The sequence below is a fragment of the Nitratireductor aquibiodomus genome (assembly GCF_900105565.1).
GTDB lineage: Bacteria > Pseudomonadota > Alphaproteobacteria > Rhizobiales > Rhizobiaceae > Nitratireductor > Nitratireductor aquibiodomus.
This window is the reverse complement of the sequence record NZ_FNSL01000001.1, coordinates 1040238-1056299: the sequence shown is the minus strand read 5'-3', so window position 1 is coordinate 1056299 and position 16062 is coordinate 1040238. Positions and strand designations below refer to the sequence as shown.

At 60.7% G+C, this 16062-nt stretch carries 18 protein-coding genes and 1 tRNA gene; 11 read left to right on the top strand and 8 right to left on the bottom strand.

The features are described from left to right. Positions 1 to 359 precede the first annotated feature (359 nt). From rpoD to BLW55_RS04950, 5 genes are all read left to right on the top strand, one after another. Positions 360 to 2357 carry an RNA polymerase sigma factor RpoD gene (gene rpoD / locus BLW55_RS04970; protein ID WP_007007481.1) on the top strand — a complete coding sequence of 666 codons (1998 nt, stop codon included), beginning with the start codon at positions 360 to 362 and terminating at the stop codon, positions 2355 to 2357. A gap of 189 nt (positions 2358 to 2546) precedes the next feature. Further along, positions 2547 to 2840 carry a GYD domain-containing protein gene (locus tag BLW55_RS04965; RefSeq protein ID WP_007007482.1) on the top strand — a complete coding sequence of 98 codons (294 nt, stop codon included), beginning with the start codon at positions 2547 to 2549 and terminating at the stop codon, positions 2838 to 2840. 172 nt (positions 2841 to 3012) lie between these two features. Next, the gene (locus BLW55_RS04960; protein WP_090327142.1) at positions 3013 to 3432 is read left to right on the top strand and encodes a secondary thiamine-phosphate synthase enzyme YjbQ; all 420 of its coding nucleotides are present in this window, start codon (positions 3013 to 3015) and stop codon (positions 3430 to 3432) included. An 81-nt stretch (positions 3433 to 3513) separates the two neighbouring features. Beyond that, entirely contained in the window at positions 3514 to 3807 is a 294-nt protein-coding gene (locus BLW55_RS04955; RefSeq protein ID WP_065814871.1) for an HlyU family transcriptional regulator, read from the top strand. A 322-nt stretch (positions 3808 to 4129) separates the two neighbouring features. After that, positions 4130 to 4840, top strand: coding sequence for a DUF599 domain-containing protein (locus BLW55_RS04950; protein WP_244508989.1), 711 nt, complete (start codon positions 4130 to 4132; stop codon positions 4838 to 4840). 4 nt (positions 4841 to 4844) lie between these two features. Here the strand turns inward: BLW55_RS04950 and BLW55_RS04945 are convergent, their stop codons facing one another. Continuing rightward, entirely contained in the window at positions 4845 to 5441 is a 597-nt protein-coding gene (locus BLW55_RS04945) for a TetR/AcrR family transcriptional regulator (RefSeq protein ID WP_090327137.1), read from the bottom strand. Positions 5442 to 5575: 134 nt separating this feature from the next. On the opposite strand from BLW55_RS04945, the gene BLW55_RS04940 reads away from it, so the two are divergent. Continuing rightward, the gene (locus tag BLW55_RS04940; protein WP_007007489.1) at positions 5576 to 6001 is read left to right on the top strand and encodes a VOC family protein; all 426 of its coding nucleotides are present in this window, start codon (positions 5576 to 5578) and stop codon (positions 5999 to 6001) included. A gap of 62 nt (positions 6002 to 6063) precedes the next feature. On the opposite strand, the gene BLW55_RS04935 is transcribed toward BLW55_RS04940, so the two are convergent. The 4 genes from BLW55_RS04935 to BLW55_RS04920 all read right to left on the bottom strand — a co-directional run bounded on the left by BLW55_RS04935 (position 6064) and on the right by BLW55_RS04920 (position 8929). Further along, the gene (locus tag BLW55_RS04935) at positions 6064 to 6498 is read right to left on the bottom strand and encodes an FKBP-type peptidyl-prolyl cis-trans isomerase (protein ID WP_007007490.1); all 435 of its coding nucleotides are present in this window, start codon (positions 6496 to 6498) and stop codon (positions 6064 to 6066) included. Between the two features lie 275 nt (positions 6499 to 6773). Then, a complete protein-coding gene (locus tag BLW55_RS04930) occupies positions 6774 to 7193 on the bottom strand; it encodes a VOC family protein (protein ID WP_007007491.1) in 420 nt (139 codons plus the stop codon). 99 nt (positions 7194 to 7292) lie between these two features. Continuing rightward, positions 7293 to 8546: an RNA polymerase sigma factor gene (locus BLW55_RS04925; protein ID WP_090327135.1), complete on the bottom strand. Its 1254-nt coding sequence runs from the start codon at positions 8544 to 8546 to the stop codon at positions 7293 to 7295. Beyond that, entirely contained in the window at positions 8543 to 8929 is a 387-nt protein-coding gene (locus BLW55_RS04920; RefSeq protein WP_007007493.1) for a YciI family protein, read from the bottom strand. Before BLW55_RS04920 ends, BLW55_RS04925 begins: the two co-directional genes overlap by 4 nt. 174 nt (positions 8930 to 9103) lie before the next feature. Here BLW55_RS04920 and BLW55_RS04915 point away from each other — a divergent pair, with 174 nt between their 5' ends. Continuing rightward, positions 9104 to 9808, top strand: coding sequence for an orotate phosphoribosyltransferase (locus tag BLW55_RS04915; protein WP_007007494.1), 705 nt, complete (start codon positions 9104 to 9106; stop codon positions 9806 to 9808). A 78-nt stretch (positions 9809 to 9886) separates the two neighbouring features. On the opposite strand, the gene BLW55_RS04910 is transcribed toward BLW55_RS04915, so the two are convergent. Both BLW55_RS04910 and BLW55_RS04905 read right to left on the bottom strand, forming a co-directional pair. Beyond that, entirely contained in the window at positions 9887 to 10756 is an 870-nt protein-coding gene (locus BLW55_RS04910; protein ID WP_090327132.1) for a dihydrodipicolinate synthase family protein, read from the bottom strand. 174 nt (positions 10757 to 10930) lie between these two features. Continuing rightward, positions 10931 to 12916: an OmpA family protein gene (locus BLW55_RS04905; protein ID WP_177175019.1), complete on the bottom strand. Its 1986-nt coding sequence runs from the start codon at positions 12914 to 12916 to the stop codon at positions 10931 to 10933. Positions 12917 to 13106: 190 nt separating this feature from the next. Between BLW55_RS04905 and BLW55_RS04900 the strand changes: the two genes are divergently transcribed. The 3 genes from BLW55_RS04900 to BLW55_RS04890 all read left to right on the top strand — a co-directional run bounded on the left by BLW55_RS04900 (position 13107) and on the right by BLW55_RS04890 (position 14473). Then, positions 13107 to 13550, top strand: coding sequence for a YcgN family cysteine cluster protein (locus tag BLW55_RS04900; RefSeq protein ID WP_025030661.1), 444 nt, complete (start codon positions 13107 to 13109; stop codon positions 13548 to 13550). 52 nt (positions 13551 to 13602) lie between these two features. Further along, positions 13603 to 14019, top strand: a complete 417-nt coding sequence (locus BLW55_RS04895) for a ketosteroid isomerase-related protein (RefSeq protein ID WP_090327130.1) — start codon at positions 13603 to 13605, stop codon at positions 14017 to 14019. A 100-nt stretch (positions 14020 to 14119) separates the two neighbouring features. Next, the gene (locus BLW55_RS04890) at positions 14120 to 14473 is read left to right on the top strand and encodes a hypothetical protein (RefSeq protein WP_090327127.1); all 354 of its coding nucleotides are present in this window, start codon (positions 14120 to 14122) and stop codon (positions 14471 to 14473) included. A gap of 96 nt (positions 14474 to 14569) precedes the next feature. On the opposite strand, the gene BLW55_RS04885 is transcribed toward BLW55_RS04890, so the two are convergent. Then, the gene (locus BLW55_RS04885; RefSeq protein WP_007007500.1) at positions 14570 to 15298 is read right to left on the bottom strand and encodes an SIMPL domain-containing protein; all 729 of its coding nucleotides are present in this window, start codon (positions 15296 to 15298) and stop codon (positions 14570 to 14572) included. 110 nt (positions 15299 to 15408) lie between these two features. Here BLW55_RS04885 and BLW55_RS04880 point away from each other — a divergent pair. Then, positions 15409 to 15485: transfer RNA gene (locus BLW55_RS04880), tRNA-Ile, on the top strand. The last annotated feature ends 577 nt before the right edge of the window (positions 15486 to 16062 follow it).

Sequence of the window (16062 nt, the reverse complement as noted above, 5' to 3'; positions counted from 1 at the left end):
TGACCAAGTGGCATCGTGGCGTGTCCAAGACCCGCCAAAACATAAAAAAGCATCAGAATCGCTGTTTGATTCGCTTTTTTGACACGAATCACGGCGCTTCGGCTTGACCTTGCGCCGGAATGCAGGAATCAGGATCGATTCGAGAATATGCCGTGTTGCCGCGGAAAAGCGTGCAGCACGCAAGAGCAAGATACCGAAATTGGACGTGACAGGGAGTCCACCTAAGTATCAGGGTTAATCCGGCATTAACGCGGCCAGCGCTAGACCACGAATCAGGTTGCGAGATGCCGCGACGGACAGCCGTTGCAGCGGCGGCGACGGGGTGGCATGGACCCCCGCTCGGTTGGAGAAGGCAAAGCATGGCGACAAAAGAGAAGGAAGAGGTCGAAACCGAACGCGAGGGCTCAGACGGCCCCTTGCTCGACCTTTCCGACGACGCAGTCAAGAAGATGATCAAGGCCGCCAAGAAGCGCGGCTATGTGACGATGGACGAGCTCAACGCCGTCCTTCCTTCCGGCGAAGTCAGTTCCGAACAGATCGAAGACACGATGGCGATGCTCTCGGATATGGGCATCAATGTGGTCGAGGAAGACGAAGTTGCGGAAGACAACGATTCCAATGACAGCGAGGAAGGCGGCGAGCTGACCACGCAGTCGGGAACCGCGGTTGCGACCACGACGAAAAAAGAGCCGACGGATCGCACCGACGATCCCGTGCGCATGTATCTGCGCGAGATGGGCTCGGTGGAGCTTCTTTCGCGCGAGGGCGAAATCGCCATCGCAAAGCGCATCGAGGCCGGCCGCGAGACGATGATCGCCGGGCTCTGCGAGAGCCCGCTGACCTTCCAGGCGCTGATCATCTGGCGTGACGAACTGAACGAAGGCAAGATTCTCCTGCGCGAGATCATCGATCTCGAGGCGACCTATGCGGGGCCTGAGGCGAAGCAGGCGCCGGTCGTGCAGCGGCCCGACGAGGAGAACAAGCCGGCGGCAGAGGAAAAGCCCAAGCGCACACGCGGCGACGATGTCACCGATGTCGGCGGCGAGGGGCAGCCCGAGGAAGAGGACGACGAAGAGGATGAGGCCAATCTGTCGCTGGCCGCGATGGAAGCCGAACTCAAGCCCGGCGTGATGGAAACGCTGGACTTCATCGCCGACACCTACAAGAAGCTGCGCAAGCTGCAGGATCAGAAGGTGGAATCGAGCCTGGCGGACGCCGACACCCTGTCGACCAGCCAGGAGCGCCGCTACAAGCAGCTGAAGGGCGAACTCATCACCTCGGTGAAGTCGCTTTCGCTCAACAATGCGCGTATCGAGACCCTGGTCGAGCAGCTCTACGACATCAACAAGCGCCTCGTGCAGAACGAAGGTCGTCTGTTGCGGCTTGCCGAGAGCTACGGCGTGAAGCGAGAGTCCTTCCTGAAGGAATATCAGGGCTCGGAGCTTGACACGAACTGGACCGAGCGCGTTGCAACGCTTTCCGGCAAGGGCTGGAAGGAGTTCTCGAAGAGCGAGGCGAAGGCGATTGAGGATCTGCGTGCGGAGATCCAGAATCTCGCACAGGAAACCGCGATCTCCATCGGCGAGTTCCGGCGCATCGTGAACCAGGTGCAGAAGGGCGAGCGCGAAGCCGCAATCGCCAAGAAAGAGATGGTCGAGGCCAATCTGCGCCTCGTGATCTCCATCGCCAAGAAGTACACGAACCGCGGCCTTCAATTCCTGGATCTGATCCAGGAGGGCAATATCGGCCTGATGAAGGCGGTGGACAAGTTCGAGTATCGGCGCGGCTACAAGTTCTCCACCTATGCGACGTGGTGGATCCGGCAGGCGATCACCCGTTCGATTGCCGATCAGGCCCGCACGATCCGCATTCCGGTTCACATGATCGAGACGATCAACAAGATCGTCCGCACCTCGCGCCAGATGCTGCACGAGATCGGCCGTGAGCCGACCCCGGAAGAGCTGGCTGAAAAGCTGGCCATGCCGCTCGAGAAGGTGCGCAAGGTGCTGAAGATCGCCAAGGAGCCGATCTCGCTTGAAACCCCGGTGGGTGACGAGGAAGATTCGCATCTCGGCGACTTCATCGAGGACAAGGGCGCGGTTCTGCCCATCGACGCGGCTATTCAGGCGAATCTGCGCGAGACGACGACGCGCGTTCTCGCCTCGCTGACCCCGCGCGAAGAGCGCGTGCTGCGCATGCGTTTCGGCATCGGCATGAACACCGACCACACGCTTGAAGAAGTTGGCCAGCAGTTCTCGGTGACGCGTGAGCGTATTCGCCAGATCGAGGCTAAGGCATTGCGCAAGCTCAAGCATCCGAGCCGCTCGCGCAAGCTGCGGTCGTTCCTCGACAGCTGACCGCCAGCACATTCCAAATGGTGAAGCCGGGCCTCGTGCCCGGCTTTTCCCTGTCCGGATGGTTTTGATTTACCCCGAATTCCAGGCTTGCGGCCTGAAGGACACGGGCGCAGACTTGAAGATGGCGGTGCGGGCGCTTTGACCGGCGCGGATGCCCCTTGCGGACTCCCTGCCGGAGGGAGGTGCGATATGACCACCTACGTCATTCTGCTCAACTGGACCGACCAGGGCATAAAGAGCGTGAAGGAATCGCCCAAGCGGCTTGAGGCCGCAAAGGCCGTGCTTTCACAGATGGGCGGAACCCTCAGAGCATTCTATCTCACCATGGGCGCCCATGACATGGTCGTCGTCGCGGAGGCTCCAGACGACGCGGTTGCGGCGCGCTTTGCGCTCACCATCGGTATGGGTGGCAACGTTCGTACACAGGTGATGAAAGCGTTTCCGGAAGCGGCCTATATCGAGATCATCAGTTCGCTTGGCTAATGCATGTCGCTTTCAAACGAATTCATTTGAAAGACAACGAACATGCATCATTTGAAAGTGTTACAGCGTCCTTTGCGCGTCTTATAAGACGCGCGGCGCTGTAAGATGAGTTCTCAACCCAGCTTTCCCGGTTAAGCTTGACAGGTTTGCTCCCCGGGGGCACCACGGCATCATGCAACAGACGATCCTCTCCGTTTCGACTGCAGGGACGGGGCTCTATGAGTTTACCGACAGGGTCGACCGTTTCGTGAGGGAGGCGGGCGTCGATGCCGGTCTCCTGACGCTGTTCGTTCGGCATACATCCTGTTCGCTGATCATTCAGGAAAACGCCGACCCGGATGTGAAGCGGGATCTGCAGGCCTTTTTCAGCAGGCTCGTGCCGCCATCCACCGATGCGTCCATGTCGTGGGTGGTTCACCGCATTGAAGGGACCGACGACATGCCGGCCCATATCAAGGCGGCTCTGACACAAACCTCCATCGGCATACCGGTCATGAACGGCCGGCTGACACTGGGCACGTGGCAGGGAATTTATCTGTTCGAGCACCGGGTCCATCCACACAGGCGCCACGTGGTTCTGCATCTCGCCTGAACAAGCTGTGTTCTTCCTGTTTCACCGGCGTGCGGGTGAGGGTAAAACGCGATAAGCTACGACAACAACGGGAGTAAGCGCATGTCATTTCTAAAGCGCCTGTTTGGAGGTGGAGCGGGCACATCCGAGGCGGGTGAAGGCAAGCCCATGGGGGACGCGGTGGAGCACAAGGGATTCATGATCCAGCCGACGCCCTTCTCCGAGGGCGGGCAGTTTCAGACATGTGCGGTGATCTGGAAAGAGGTGGACGGCGTTCGCCGGGAGCACCGTCTGGTGCGTGCGGACCGTTTTCCAAGTGCTGATCTCGCCGCGGAACAGGCTATCCGCAAGGGCCGCCAGGTCATCGACGAACAGGGCGACCAGATTTTCGGCTGACCGGGCGAGGAGCTTTCAGCCTCCCACAGTCTTTAGATCGTCGTGCGTCCATCAGGACGTGCAAAGGACGATCTAAATTATTAATGGAGCATCGGAATAACCCGAAAACCGGGTTCCACTTTTCGGTCCGATGCACTAGATCGCCGTGCGTCCATCCGGACGCACAAAGGACGATCTAAATTATTAGTGGAGCATCGGAATAACCCGAAAACCGGGTTCCACTTTTCGGTCCGATGCTCAAAAAGCGCTGGGTGACTGGACCATCGGCGCCGGTTCGGTCAGACTTGCCGTTCGCGGTCAACAGGGCTCAAAGGCTTTTATATTGACACTCGCTGCATCGCTTTTTCCCATTTTCTGCTGGGGGTTCTACACCGTCTTTGCAAGCTGGCTGGAAAAGCGGCGGCCTTCGCTTTCCATCATCATGGGGGCGCAGCGCCATCGCTGGGTGCGCAATGCCGTGCGGCGCGAGACGCCGATGGATGCAATCCTTTCGGGCAATCTCATGGGGGCGGTCTCCTTCTTTGCCTCAACCACCGTGCTCATCATTCTGGCCTTGATCGCGGTGTTCGGCCAGATCAGCGCCGTGGTGGAAGCCGTCTCGGTCATGCAGCCGGCGCAGGAGATTTCGAAAGCGGCCGTTGAGCGGCACCTTGTGCTGTTTCTCGTGATGTTCGTGATGGCGTTCCTGTCCTTCACACTCTCGCTGCGGCAATTCAACCATTTCTGCATCATGCTCGGGGCGGCGGACGAGGCGGATGAATGCGACCCTGAGGAAATCTACGTCATGGCCGCGCTCAACACGATTGCGGCGCGCAATTTCAACCAGGGCATCCGGGCCTATTACTTCTCACTGGGCATGATTGCCTGGTTCGTCTCCGGTTGGGCGGCCATCGGCGTCAGTGTTTTGCTCTTTGTCTCGATCCTCTACCGGGAGTTCTTTTCAGCAGCGCGCGAACTCGTTGCCGGTCTCAGGGTCGAGGTTCCCAACCCGGCGCGGGATGCCGGGGGCAGGGCGGGCAAGGAGAAGAAATGAGCGCCTATGAGGCCGGAGCCAGCCCCTCGATCAGGCCGGCGAGGCCCGCCTGATAGTCAGCGGCGTCCGCACCGGCATCGATCGCCAGTGCCGCCCGGTCGAATGCCGCGCCCAGCAGGCCCGTCAATGCGTCGAGAGGCAGTCTGCGGATCTGCCCGGCCTCGATGGCCGCCTGTAGTCCTTCACGCAGGGTCCTGTTGCCGTGGCGGTTGTCGATTTCATCCATTCCGCTTCTGCCAAGAACGGCAGGCCCATCAAGCAGCAGAAGGCGTGTCCGCCCGGGTTCGGCCATCGCCTTGAGATAGGCTTTCCCGCCTTCGATCAGGGAGGCGGTGGCTGACGGAGAGCCGACCGTGTTTCGCTCGATCTCCTCGGCCACAACCCTCGCTTCGCGTTCGGCGACAGCGGCGAACAGGGTCTGCTTGTCGGCAAAGTGGTGGTAAAGCGCGCCCCGCGTGACACCGGCTTCACGGACAATCTCCGGTGTTCCCGTTTCCGCGTAGGATTTTTCCACGAAAAGGCGTCGGGCGGCCTGAATGAGCCTGTCACGGGTTTCCTCACTGCGTTCGCGGTTGGTGCGTCGGGTTGTTTCCTGTTGCATACATGCAGCCTGTATGTTAATTGATGATACATGCAGTCTGTATGTTTATAGCGGAGACTGGCGATTGCAAGCGTTTTACCAGTCGCAAGAAGCAGGACATGCAGTTGCGCGCAACGCCAACAGGAACCACGCCGATGAAAATTACCAGCTACTACCCCGTCATCATGACAGGCAAAGTCGCCGAAACAGCAGCGTTTTACTGCGCGCATTTCGGCTTTCAGCCCGCCTTTGAGGCGGACTGGTATGTCCATCTCCAGTCGAGGAACGACCCCAGCGTCAATCTTGCCATTCTGGACGGTACGCACGCGACGGTGCCGGAAAGCGGACGGGGGCAGGTTTCAGGTCTGATCCTGAATTTTGAGGTAGAAGACGTGGATGCCGAATATGATCGGCTGAAAGGGGCGGGGCTTCCGGTCCTGCTGGAACTGCGCGATGAGGCGTTCGGCCAGCGTCACTTCATCACCGCCGATCCGAACGGCGTGCTGATCGACGTCATCAAACCAATCCCGCCGTCCGCGGAATTCGCCGATCAGTATTCGTCGGACGCGATTCCGCAGTAAGGCTACATGGCGAACCCGGGAGCCGCGGTGCCAATGCACCGGCGGCTTCCGTATTGTTCTATTCAGGCACCGACGATCTCGACGACTTCGATGTCGAAGACCAGATCGTGTCCAGCCAGGGGGTGATTGGCGTCGACAGTGATTTCATCATCACCCACGCCGACCACCGTGAGGGAAATCTGATTTCCGTCCTGGGTGGTAGCCTGAAGGTTGGAACCGACCTGCACGTCGAGCTCCGGCGGCAGCGCCGAGCGGGGCACGACCTGCACCTGGTTTTCGTCGCGTGCGCCATAGGCTTCCGCTGCGGGGATGTTCAGGGTACCGCTCTCGCCCTGCTTCATGCCCTGAATCTGACGGTCGAGACCGGGAATGATCTGGCCGCTGCCGACCTTGAACTCGAGCGGTTCGCGTCCGGCCGAGGAATCAAACTGCGTGCCGTCGGCCAGCTTGCCCGTGTAATGAATGCGCACGACATCGCCGCTTTTGACCTGGCTCATGTCTGTCTCTCAATCGCTTTTGTGTGAGAAGATGTTGACGCGGCATAGCGCTCTGCGTCGGCGAAGAGGGATGTGGCAACGCCTCTCGATCCCTTGCCGACACAGCCTAGTGCGTGGCAGGCGTTCCTGTAAAGCGACAGGGAGAAAACGGCCGGGGATGTTTTTCGCCCCCCGGCCGCCCATCGCGGCGCGGAAAGGCCCCGGGGCTTGGGGAGCACCTGGGGAAGGGCCATGCGCCGCGAGAGAAGGTGAGCCAGCGTTCCAGGGACGCGGGGTTACTTCCCGACGATGGCCCAGGTTACGCCGAACGGGTCGCGGAGCTGGCCGTAGCGATCTCCCCAGAACATGCGTTCCAGAGGCATGATGACTTCCATGCCGGCACCGACTGCACGCGCCCACCAGCCGTCGACATCGTCGACTGCAAGGGTCAGCGTGTATCCGGCATGGTCGCGCAATTCCTGTCCATATTCCGGATAGGCATCGCTCAACATGAGCGAACCGCCGTGAATGTAGAGATGAATGTGCATGGTGCGGCCGTTCTCGTCTTCCGGCTGGCGGAAGACTTCTTCGGCAGCAAAGGCCTGTCTGTAGAATTCGGCGGCCTTCGAGGCGCCATCAACCATGAGATAGGGGACGACGCCGCCGAGTGTCTTCGGCATTTCCTGTTCATCTGCAACGACATGTGTTTCGGACATGATTTTCTCCTGATGCCAAGGCCCGGATATCGGGACTTGTCATCAGGACGAATGATGACCGGCGTATCCGACAAGCTGTCTGAATTTTTTCAGCGGGGCTCAGATGGCCCGGGTTTTCACTGCCAGCCGGTCGAGGTGCTGGCGGATATGCGCGGCTTCGGCCGGCGTGCGGGCAAGTGCGATGGCACGGTCGAACGCTTCGCGCGCTTCTTCCGTGCGCCCGATCTCGCTCAGATAGGCGCCGCGCACGCCGTGGAAATAGAAATAGCCTGACAGGCGCTCGGCCAAAGGGGCGATCAACTGCAGCGCGGCCTCAGGCCCCCGGATTTTCGATATGGCTACGGAACGGTTGAGCGTGATGACGGGTGAGGGTGTCTGGCTTTCGAGCATCTGGTAGAGAAGATCTATCTCCTCCCAGTCGGTTTCCTCAGGCGTGCGGGCGCGGGCGTGAAGTGCCGCAATCGCCGCCTGCACCTGATAGGGGCCTGGCCGTCCGTGGCGCAAAGCCTTGTCCACCAGGGCCAGACCCTCCTCAATGCCGGTGCGGTTCCAGAGCGTGCGGTCCTGGTCGTCGAGCAGAACGGCATTGCCATCCGCATCCATGCGGGCGGCGCTGCGGGCGTGCTGGAGAAGCATCAGGGCGAGGAGCCCCATGATCTCGGGTTCGGAGGGGAAGAGCCGCAACAGCAGGCGGGCAAGCCGGATCGCTTCATCGCATAGCGAGGCGCGCACGACGTCCGCGCCGCTGGTCGCCGAATAACCTTCGTTGAAGACCAGGTAGATCATCGCGGCGACCGAACCGAGCCGCTTCGAGCGCTCGACGGCGTCGGGTGCCGCAAAGGGAACATTTGCCTCGGCAACCCGGCGTTTGGCGCGGGTGATGCGCTGTTCCATCGCCTTTTCGCCAACCAGAAAGGCGCTCGCAATCTCTCGCACGCTCAGACCTGAGACGATGCGCAAAGCAAGCGCCACCTGCTGGGTCGCGGGCAGGTCGGGATGGCAGCACACGAACATCAGCCGCAGGATGTCGTCCCGGTAATGCGCATCGTCCAGCCGCTCGGCCATATCGGCTTCGGCATCTTCGATATCCGATATCCTGTCTTCAGGCGGCAATGCGGTGTTGCGGCTGTCGCGCCGCACACCGTCGAGCGCCGCATTGCGGCCGACAAAAATCAGCCAGGCGGTCGGGTCGCGCGGCGGACCCTTGACCGGCCAGTTCTTCAGGGCCCGGAGACACGCCTCCTGGAAAGCTTCCTCGGCCCGGTCGAGGTCGCGGAAATAGCGCAGGAGCGCGCCCATTGCCTGCGGGCGCGCGCTGGTCAGTGCATTCTCGATCCAGGCCAGTTCGGTCATTTGGCGGACGGTTCCCTTTCAGGCAGGTTGCCTTTCTCAAAAATCTGTACCGGACGGATCTCGAAGGTCACGCTCTCGCCTTCCTTCATGCGTTTGGCGAAATCGACAACCTCTTCCAGGTTCTCGCAATCGACGACGTAGAAGCCGAGTAACTGTTCCTTGGTCTCTGCGAAGGGGCCATCGAGCACCAGGTGCTCGTTGCCGGAAGCGCGGAGCGTCGTTGCCGCTGAAGTGGGCATCAACCGGATTGCCGGCCCCATACGGTCCGTATCGACAAGCTCCTTCTGAACCCGCCGACGCTTGGCAAGCACTGCATCGTCCTCTTCCTGGGACCAGGACATGACGACGTCTTCATTGTGATAGCAGAGAATCGCGTAGAGCATTCCGGTTCCTTTCTCGATTGGAAGACGGCGAACCTTGCCGCATTCCGACACGATGCGTCGAGAAAATTGTGGGACGGATGGTGCAAAGCCATCCACCGGAATATTGTCGGAAAAACTTCCGCCCGGCGTTCAATCCTGATAGCTGAAAGCCGCGTCACCAAACGAGAGCCAGCCATGTTCGCCAACACATTCCCCGACCGCGCCCTGATTGCCGAGACCGTGGCCAAGATGCTGATCGAGATCAAGGCGGTTCATTTCCGGGCCGATGAACCCTACACCTTCACGTCGGGGCTCAAGAGCCCGGTCTATATCGATTGCCGGAAACTCATTTCCTATCCGCGTATTCGCTCGGCAATCATGGACTTCGCGGCCTCTGTTGTGCTGCGTGATGCCGGCTTCGAGAAGTTCGATGCGGTGGCCGGTGGCGAGACGGCGGGTATCCCGTTTGCCGCCTGGCTCTCCGACAAGCTCGGCCTGCCCATGCTCTATGTGCGCAAGAAGCCCAAGGGTTTTGGCCGGGATGCACAGATCGAAGGCAATCTGAACGAGGGTGCGCGGCTGCTCCTGGTGGAGGATCTGACCACGGATGGCGGCAGCAAGCTGAAATTCGCCGAGGCGGTGCGCAAGGCGGGCGCCGAAGTGACCGATACATTCGCCGTGTTCTACTACGGGATTTTTCCGGATACGCCCAAGCGGTTGGAGGATGCGGGTATGCGTCTTCACTATCTCACCACCTGGTGGGACGTGTTGCAGGTTGCGCGCACGGAGAAACTGTTCGACGAGAAGACGCTCGATGAGGTGGAGAAGTTCCTGAACCAGCCGCTCGAATGGTCTGCGGCCAATGGCGGTATCTCGGAACTGGGTGAGAAGGCGGGCTGACGCGCAGCCATTCACTTCGCACGGCTCCAGTGAAGAAAAAACGGCAGTTCCGCAATGCGGAGCTGCCGTTTCGCTGTTTTAGAGAGGGATTTCGTCCAGGGCCGCTTTCTGCGCGTCGGTAAGCGGCATGTGCGGCAGGAGTGGCAGAGCGAAGCCGGTATCATCGTGCAGTCTTGCCGTCAGGTATTTTACGGCGGGAATGAGCGGCTGCGCGGAAATCGCGGTGCGGGCGCTCGATGCGGCTTCAAGCGCGTCGTCGTTGGTGGGCTCGGCCCATAATTTGGCGGCGAGCGGTGCGGTTACGCTGGCGGTGGCCGAGATGCAACCGGCATAGCCTTCCGCTTCTGCCCTGGAAAGTGCGGCCTCGTTGCTCGGGAAGACATCGAAACTGTCGATCCTGGCGAGTTCAGATGCGTAGTCGAGATCGCCCGAACTGTCCTTGGCACCGGCAATCCGGTCGGGAAAGGCCTCTTTCAGGCGCCGGGCGAGAACCGGCGAAAAAGTGAGGCCTGTCATCTGCGGGAAATTGTAGAGATAGATGGGAATGGTGTTGCCGGATGTGGCTGCGACAAGGCGCTCAAACCAGGCGAACAGGCCGTCGTCGCTGACGCCCTTGTAGTAGTAGGGTGGCAGAACGAGCGCGGCGGCAAAGCCCAGATCGTGCGCACGGCGGGTGAGCGCTATGGTCGTCTCCAGATCAGGGGTTCCCGTGCCCACCATCAACCGGGCGCGATCGATAGCACTGGCGGCGGCTTCCATGAGCGCCATGCGTTGCCTGGGTGAGAACGAATTGGCTTCGCCTGTGGTGCCGAGGACATTCAAGGCGTGGCATCCATTGTCGAGGGCCCATTCCGCATGGCGCAGGAACCGTGCCGTGTCGGGCTCGCCGTTTTCTGTCACGGGGGTGGGAACGGCGGCGATAACGCCGCCCAGGCGCTTCGAAGTCACGGGAGAACTCCTTTGAACATATCTGTCGATCTCTAAAGCATTCCTGTTCTGGCTGGAAACTCCAGAAGCGATTGTACGCAATGCCAGAACAAAAACCCGGCCGGAGGAGGGAGTTTCCGGCCGGGCTCCTTTCGCCTGCCTTTCTCAAGGCACCAGGCGCAAAGCGCTCACGGGTTAGTTGGCACTGGCGACCGGGGCGACAAGCGGGGTGATCCGCCGTAGGGCCACGCGCCGGTTTTCGCGCTCGCGCTCCTGGGTATCGATCTTCAGATAGCGCTCTCCATAGCCCTGTGTGACAAGGTTTTCAGGCGGGATGCCAAACACATCCGTCAGAGCGCGGGCAACGGATTCGGCCCTGCGATCTGACAGCGCCAGATTGGCCAGGTCCGAACCGACCGCATCCGTGTGGCCTTCGATCAGGAAGGTTTCGGCCGGGTTCTCGTCGAGCATGCGCTCGATCGCCGTGGCGATTGCCTCGAGCTCGTCTATCTCGCTTTCTTCGATATCGGCCGAGCCGAAAGCGAATTCGATCGTGTCGAGATCGACACGGCGCACCATGTCGCGCACGCGGGCCGAACGCTTCACCTCTTCAAGCGAGTACATGCGCCGAACCCGTTCGACCGGCGGCTTCTCCAGGAAGGTATAGTAGCGGTCGGGGTCCTCAACCTGCTCGGCCTCAAGAATGTAGTCGCTGACCGGGATCGTCAGCCGGAGCGGGGGCAGGTCGCGGGCCGGGTCGCGCCAGCGGTCGACCGTGTCCAGCCGCTCGTCCGGCACGAAAACGAGAACCTGCTCACGCCCATCCGGAGCGATGCGCACCCGGCGGATGACATCGCCATAGCGGTTGCGGACGGTGATCAGGCGGACGCCATTGGGCCGTGTGACAACCTCGCGCACGCGACCGCGCGGCAGCTCTTCGTAGAAAACCTCGTCATCGTCACGGATGAGACGGTCGCTGTCCTGGCTTTCAACGAACACCTGATTGTTGATCTGGATGATGGTGCGGTTGTCGTTGAATTCACGCACCACCTCGGCGTCCTCGCGCCGCTGGCGAAGTTCACGCCGGCGCTCGCTGCGTTCCTCCCGGGTAGCACCCATCTCGATGCGCTGACCCTGCTCTTCAAGGATATTGCGGATCTCGGTGCGAAGCGTTTCCGCGTTGACAGCATCTGCCTGCGCCTCGGCATCGCTCTCGGGGGGAGGTGCCCTGCGTGCTTCTGCGGGAGCTTCGCCGCTGTCTGCCTCAGGTGCTTCGGTTTCGGAGCGGGGCTGTGCTTCGCCATCTGCCTCCGGCTCCTTTGCACTGTCGAGAACCGGAGCGGCGTTTTCAGGCAGAGGCTCGGAGTCCTGTTGTTCAGGTCGGGCACCTGCTTCCGGTTCTTCCTGCGGCTCGCCCGCATCGGTTGCCGGCCTTTTGTCATCGGCCGGTTCCGTGGTTTCGGGTGCCTGCGGGACAGCTTCGCCCTCTGCCTTGGGCCGCTCGCCGGCGGTCGGAGCGGTCTTCTCCATCTCTGTAGCAGGCGGCTCGGCAGTGGACGCCGGTTCTTCAGCAGCTTCATCTTCAGGAGGCGAAGGTGCGGGTTCTTCCGATGCTTCCGTTTCGGCTGGGGCTTCTTTCGGTGCCGCTTCGGGTTCGGATTCGACAGGCTCATCCTCAGCAGGAGCATCCTCTGCCGGGGGTGCTTCTTCCTCGGCCTCTGACTCAATCGGGGTGGGAGCCTGCTCTTCCGGTGCTTCGGTTTCGGCAGGGACTTCCTCTGGTGCAGCCTCGCTCTCCGGTTGGGTCGGCTCTTCCATCGCGGGAGCGCTTTCCATGTCCTCAGGTGTCTCGATCGGAGGCTCCGCGGGCACTTCCTCCTCGGCGGCGGGCTGGGTGGGTTCGGGCGCCGGCGGGACGGCTTCTACCTCCGGTGCATTCTCCGGTTCGGTTGCCGGGGCGGCTTCTTCTTCAGCCGGCTCCTCTTCTTCCTGAGCCTCGCCGCCCCGCTTCTTCAAGAGCGCGCGCCAGGCCTCTTCCGTCATGCCTTCGGGCTTTTCTGCCTGTGCTAGCACCATGTCGGCAGAACGCTCGACTGCAAGGCTCCGCTGCATCGCCAGCGGTGTGGCGGCAATCAGCAGGCCAAGGGCGGTTGTCGTCATGATCCGCTTTCGCGTCGACATAGATTTTCTCCTGTGTGCAGGCGTCCCATCGCCGGCTTAACCGCTTCGACGACGTTCGGTTCCCTTTCGCGCGCGATTGATACCGGAGCGTGTGAAACCATGGCGTGATGGTGGCGGGGGCGTGGCGGAAATGCGGCCTGAAACGGCGCTTGACGCGCGATGCGCGGCGGTCCAAAGCTCGATGATGACGATGAAAGAATTCTGGAAGACCAAGACGCTCGCGGAGTTGAACGACCGGGAATGGGAGGCCCTGTGCGACGGCTGCGGCAAATGCTGTCTCGCCAAGCTCGAGGATGAGGAGACAGGCGAGATTTACTGGACGAGCGTGGGATGCCGCCTTTTCGATGGCGGTACATGCCGGTGCAGCGACTACCAGAACAGGCTGAAGCGCGTTCCAGACTGTGTGCGGCTCACACCCGACAATGTGGGAACCATTCCCTGGCTGCCCAGCACGTGCGGCTATCGCCTGGTGGCGGAGGGGAAGGAACTGCCGTGGTGGCACCCGCTTGTTTCCGGCGACCCCAACACGGTGCACGAGGCCGGTATCTCCATGCGCGGCCGCGTGAAGGCGAGCGAGGACGAACTGGCCGAGGCGGAGGATTATTTCGCCTTCATCCTGGATGAGGAACCATAGACGGGATGCGGTATTTTCTTCCGGAACGAGCGATGAACGAGGAGCGACGAGCATGTCCAACGAAGAGGCGCACGGCCTGGTGCAATCCTATCTGGATGCATTGAACGCCAGTGATCACGATGCGGCGCTGGCGCTGGTCAGCGAGGATGTGGCGCATGATCCCTTTGACCGGGAGCGGGAGATTGGCCGCGAGAAACTGCGCTGGCATCTGGGGCTTGCGGCGCGGCATTTCGATGAACGCCTTGCCGACATCGCCGTCATGAGCGCGCCGGGCGGTGTGCGTGTGGCAGCGGAGTTCACCGTCCGCGGCACCTATCGGACGAGGGCGGAGGGTTTGCCGGAGGCTACCGGACAGACCTATGCGCTGCCGGGTGGCATGTTCTTCGAAATCGATGGCGGCGAAATCACGCGCATCACCGAGCAGCGCAACAGGACGCAATGGCTTGCGGCTTTGTCGGCGGGTCGCTGAACACGGTATGAACGGCACATTCGCGAACCGTTCAGGCGCGGTTTGACATTGTGATCTCCATGAAGGGGCGTGAGGGTCCCGAACCAGCAAGGAGAGCACCATGTTTCAGAAACTGAAGATCGCCACTCTTTCCGCAATGATCGGGCTGGGCACTCTGGCGGCAGCGCCCGCCACGGCTCAGGCGGACAGTCTCTATTTCGGCTTTGGTATTGGCGGCCCGTCGGGCGGTTATGTCTATGGCAATAGCGGACGCAGCCATAGAGCCGAACGTCCTCGCCGCCATTATCGTGCCTGCTCGCCGCGTCAGGCGGTTCGCAAGGCAGAACGCATGGGGTTGCGCCGTGCCCGCATCGTGAGGGCCAACCGCAACATCATCCGCGTGGCCGGACGCACCCACTGGGGGCGTCAGCACGTGGTGTTTGCCCGTGCGCCGCGCTGCCCGGTGATTCGCTGATCGGATCGGTTTCACACTTTCTGGAACCTGCCATCCAAACACAAAAGCCGCCGGCATTCGCCGGCGGCTTTTGTGTTCTATCGCGTGATGCCCGGCTTATCTGTCGAGCTCGAAGGTCACATTGACCTGTACCTGATAGGCGTTTTCGCCGGCTTCCACTGGAACGGCCTCTGCCGAAGCCTGCATCCGGACGGCCTTGCCGGCATAGGGCATCGGCGGACGGTGCTGCATCTGCTCGGAAATCTCGACGATGTCGCCCAGTTCAACGCCGGCAGCCTCAGCGAGTGTCTTCGCCTTGTCCAGCGCGTCTTTTACGGCGCGCTTGCGCGCTTCGGTGATGGTGGCGGACGGGTCATCATTGGTAAAGCTCAGGCCACCGCCCTGATTCACACCCAGAGTGACCGACCGATCAAGGATGGCACCGACTTTGTCGAGATCGCGGATGCGTACGGTGAGCGTGTTGCCGACCTCGTAGCCGACGATGCGTGGCGTTTTCTCGTCATTCTTGTCGTTCGGATAGACATAGCGTGGGTTGATGGACAGGCCGCCCGTCTGCAGGTCGCGCGCCTCGATGCCGTCTCCCTTCATCGCATCGATCACGGAGGTCATCGCTTCATTGTTCGCGTCGAGCGCGGCGCGTGCCGTTTCGGCTTCGCGCACCACGGCGATGGTCAGGATCGCCATATCGGGACTGATGGCGGCTTCTCCCTCTCCGGTCACGATGATTCGCATGTCCTTGTCATCGGCGTGAGCCGGGGCTGCGGCAAACAGCGAAGCAGCAAGCATGGGAGCAGCGAATGCGGCTGGGAAGATGGATTTGGTCATGGAAATCTCCTTTTGCGATGTCCCGAAAGGGCACCTAGCGATGGATTGTGTATCGATTGCGGCAAGATGGCTTGTGCGGCGGCGAAAAAGCAATTAATCCATCGCCCACCGGGCCTGTAGCTCAATTGGTTAGAGCCGGCGGCTCATAACCGCTTGGTTGGGGGTTCGAGTCCCTCCGGGCCCACCATCGACCACATTTGTGGCCGTGCTGGCGTTCTTCCGGTTCTCTCGAAGTTTCATCTTTTAAGATATGATACTGATATTTTATTCCGGTTTTTTTATCATAACCGGTTAATTTTCTATTAATTTTCATATTTTCCAAGATTTGGTGCCTTCGGTGGAGAGAATATTACTACGATTTATATTTTTTCTCGTAGTTTGTCTTTTTTCGGATTCTGCCTTCTCTCAAATAGGCATCGGTTTCCGGGGGGACGGTAACTATGTAGGCACCATCGGGTCTAACAAGGGGTCGGTTGAGGGTTACAAATGTCCTGCCGGCACAGTCCTTCGCGGGCTCTATCACGCCGATGTCTCCATGAGCGATAGCGTGTCCAGCGTACGAGGCATGACAGCTCAGGTTGGACTGTATTGTGCCTCGATATCGGTTCTCCCCAACGGGACGGTTCAAACGATAAATACGTCCACGAACGGGACCCCGGAGGTGTTGGGGTATGGTTATCAAAACCAGGGATCAAAGCGAAATCGATATTGCGCAGCCGGGCAGATTGTTCAGCGGCTTGGTGGGTACGATCGGGTAGGACCCT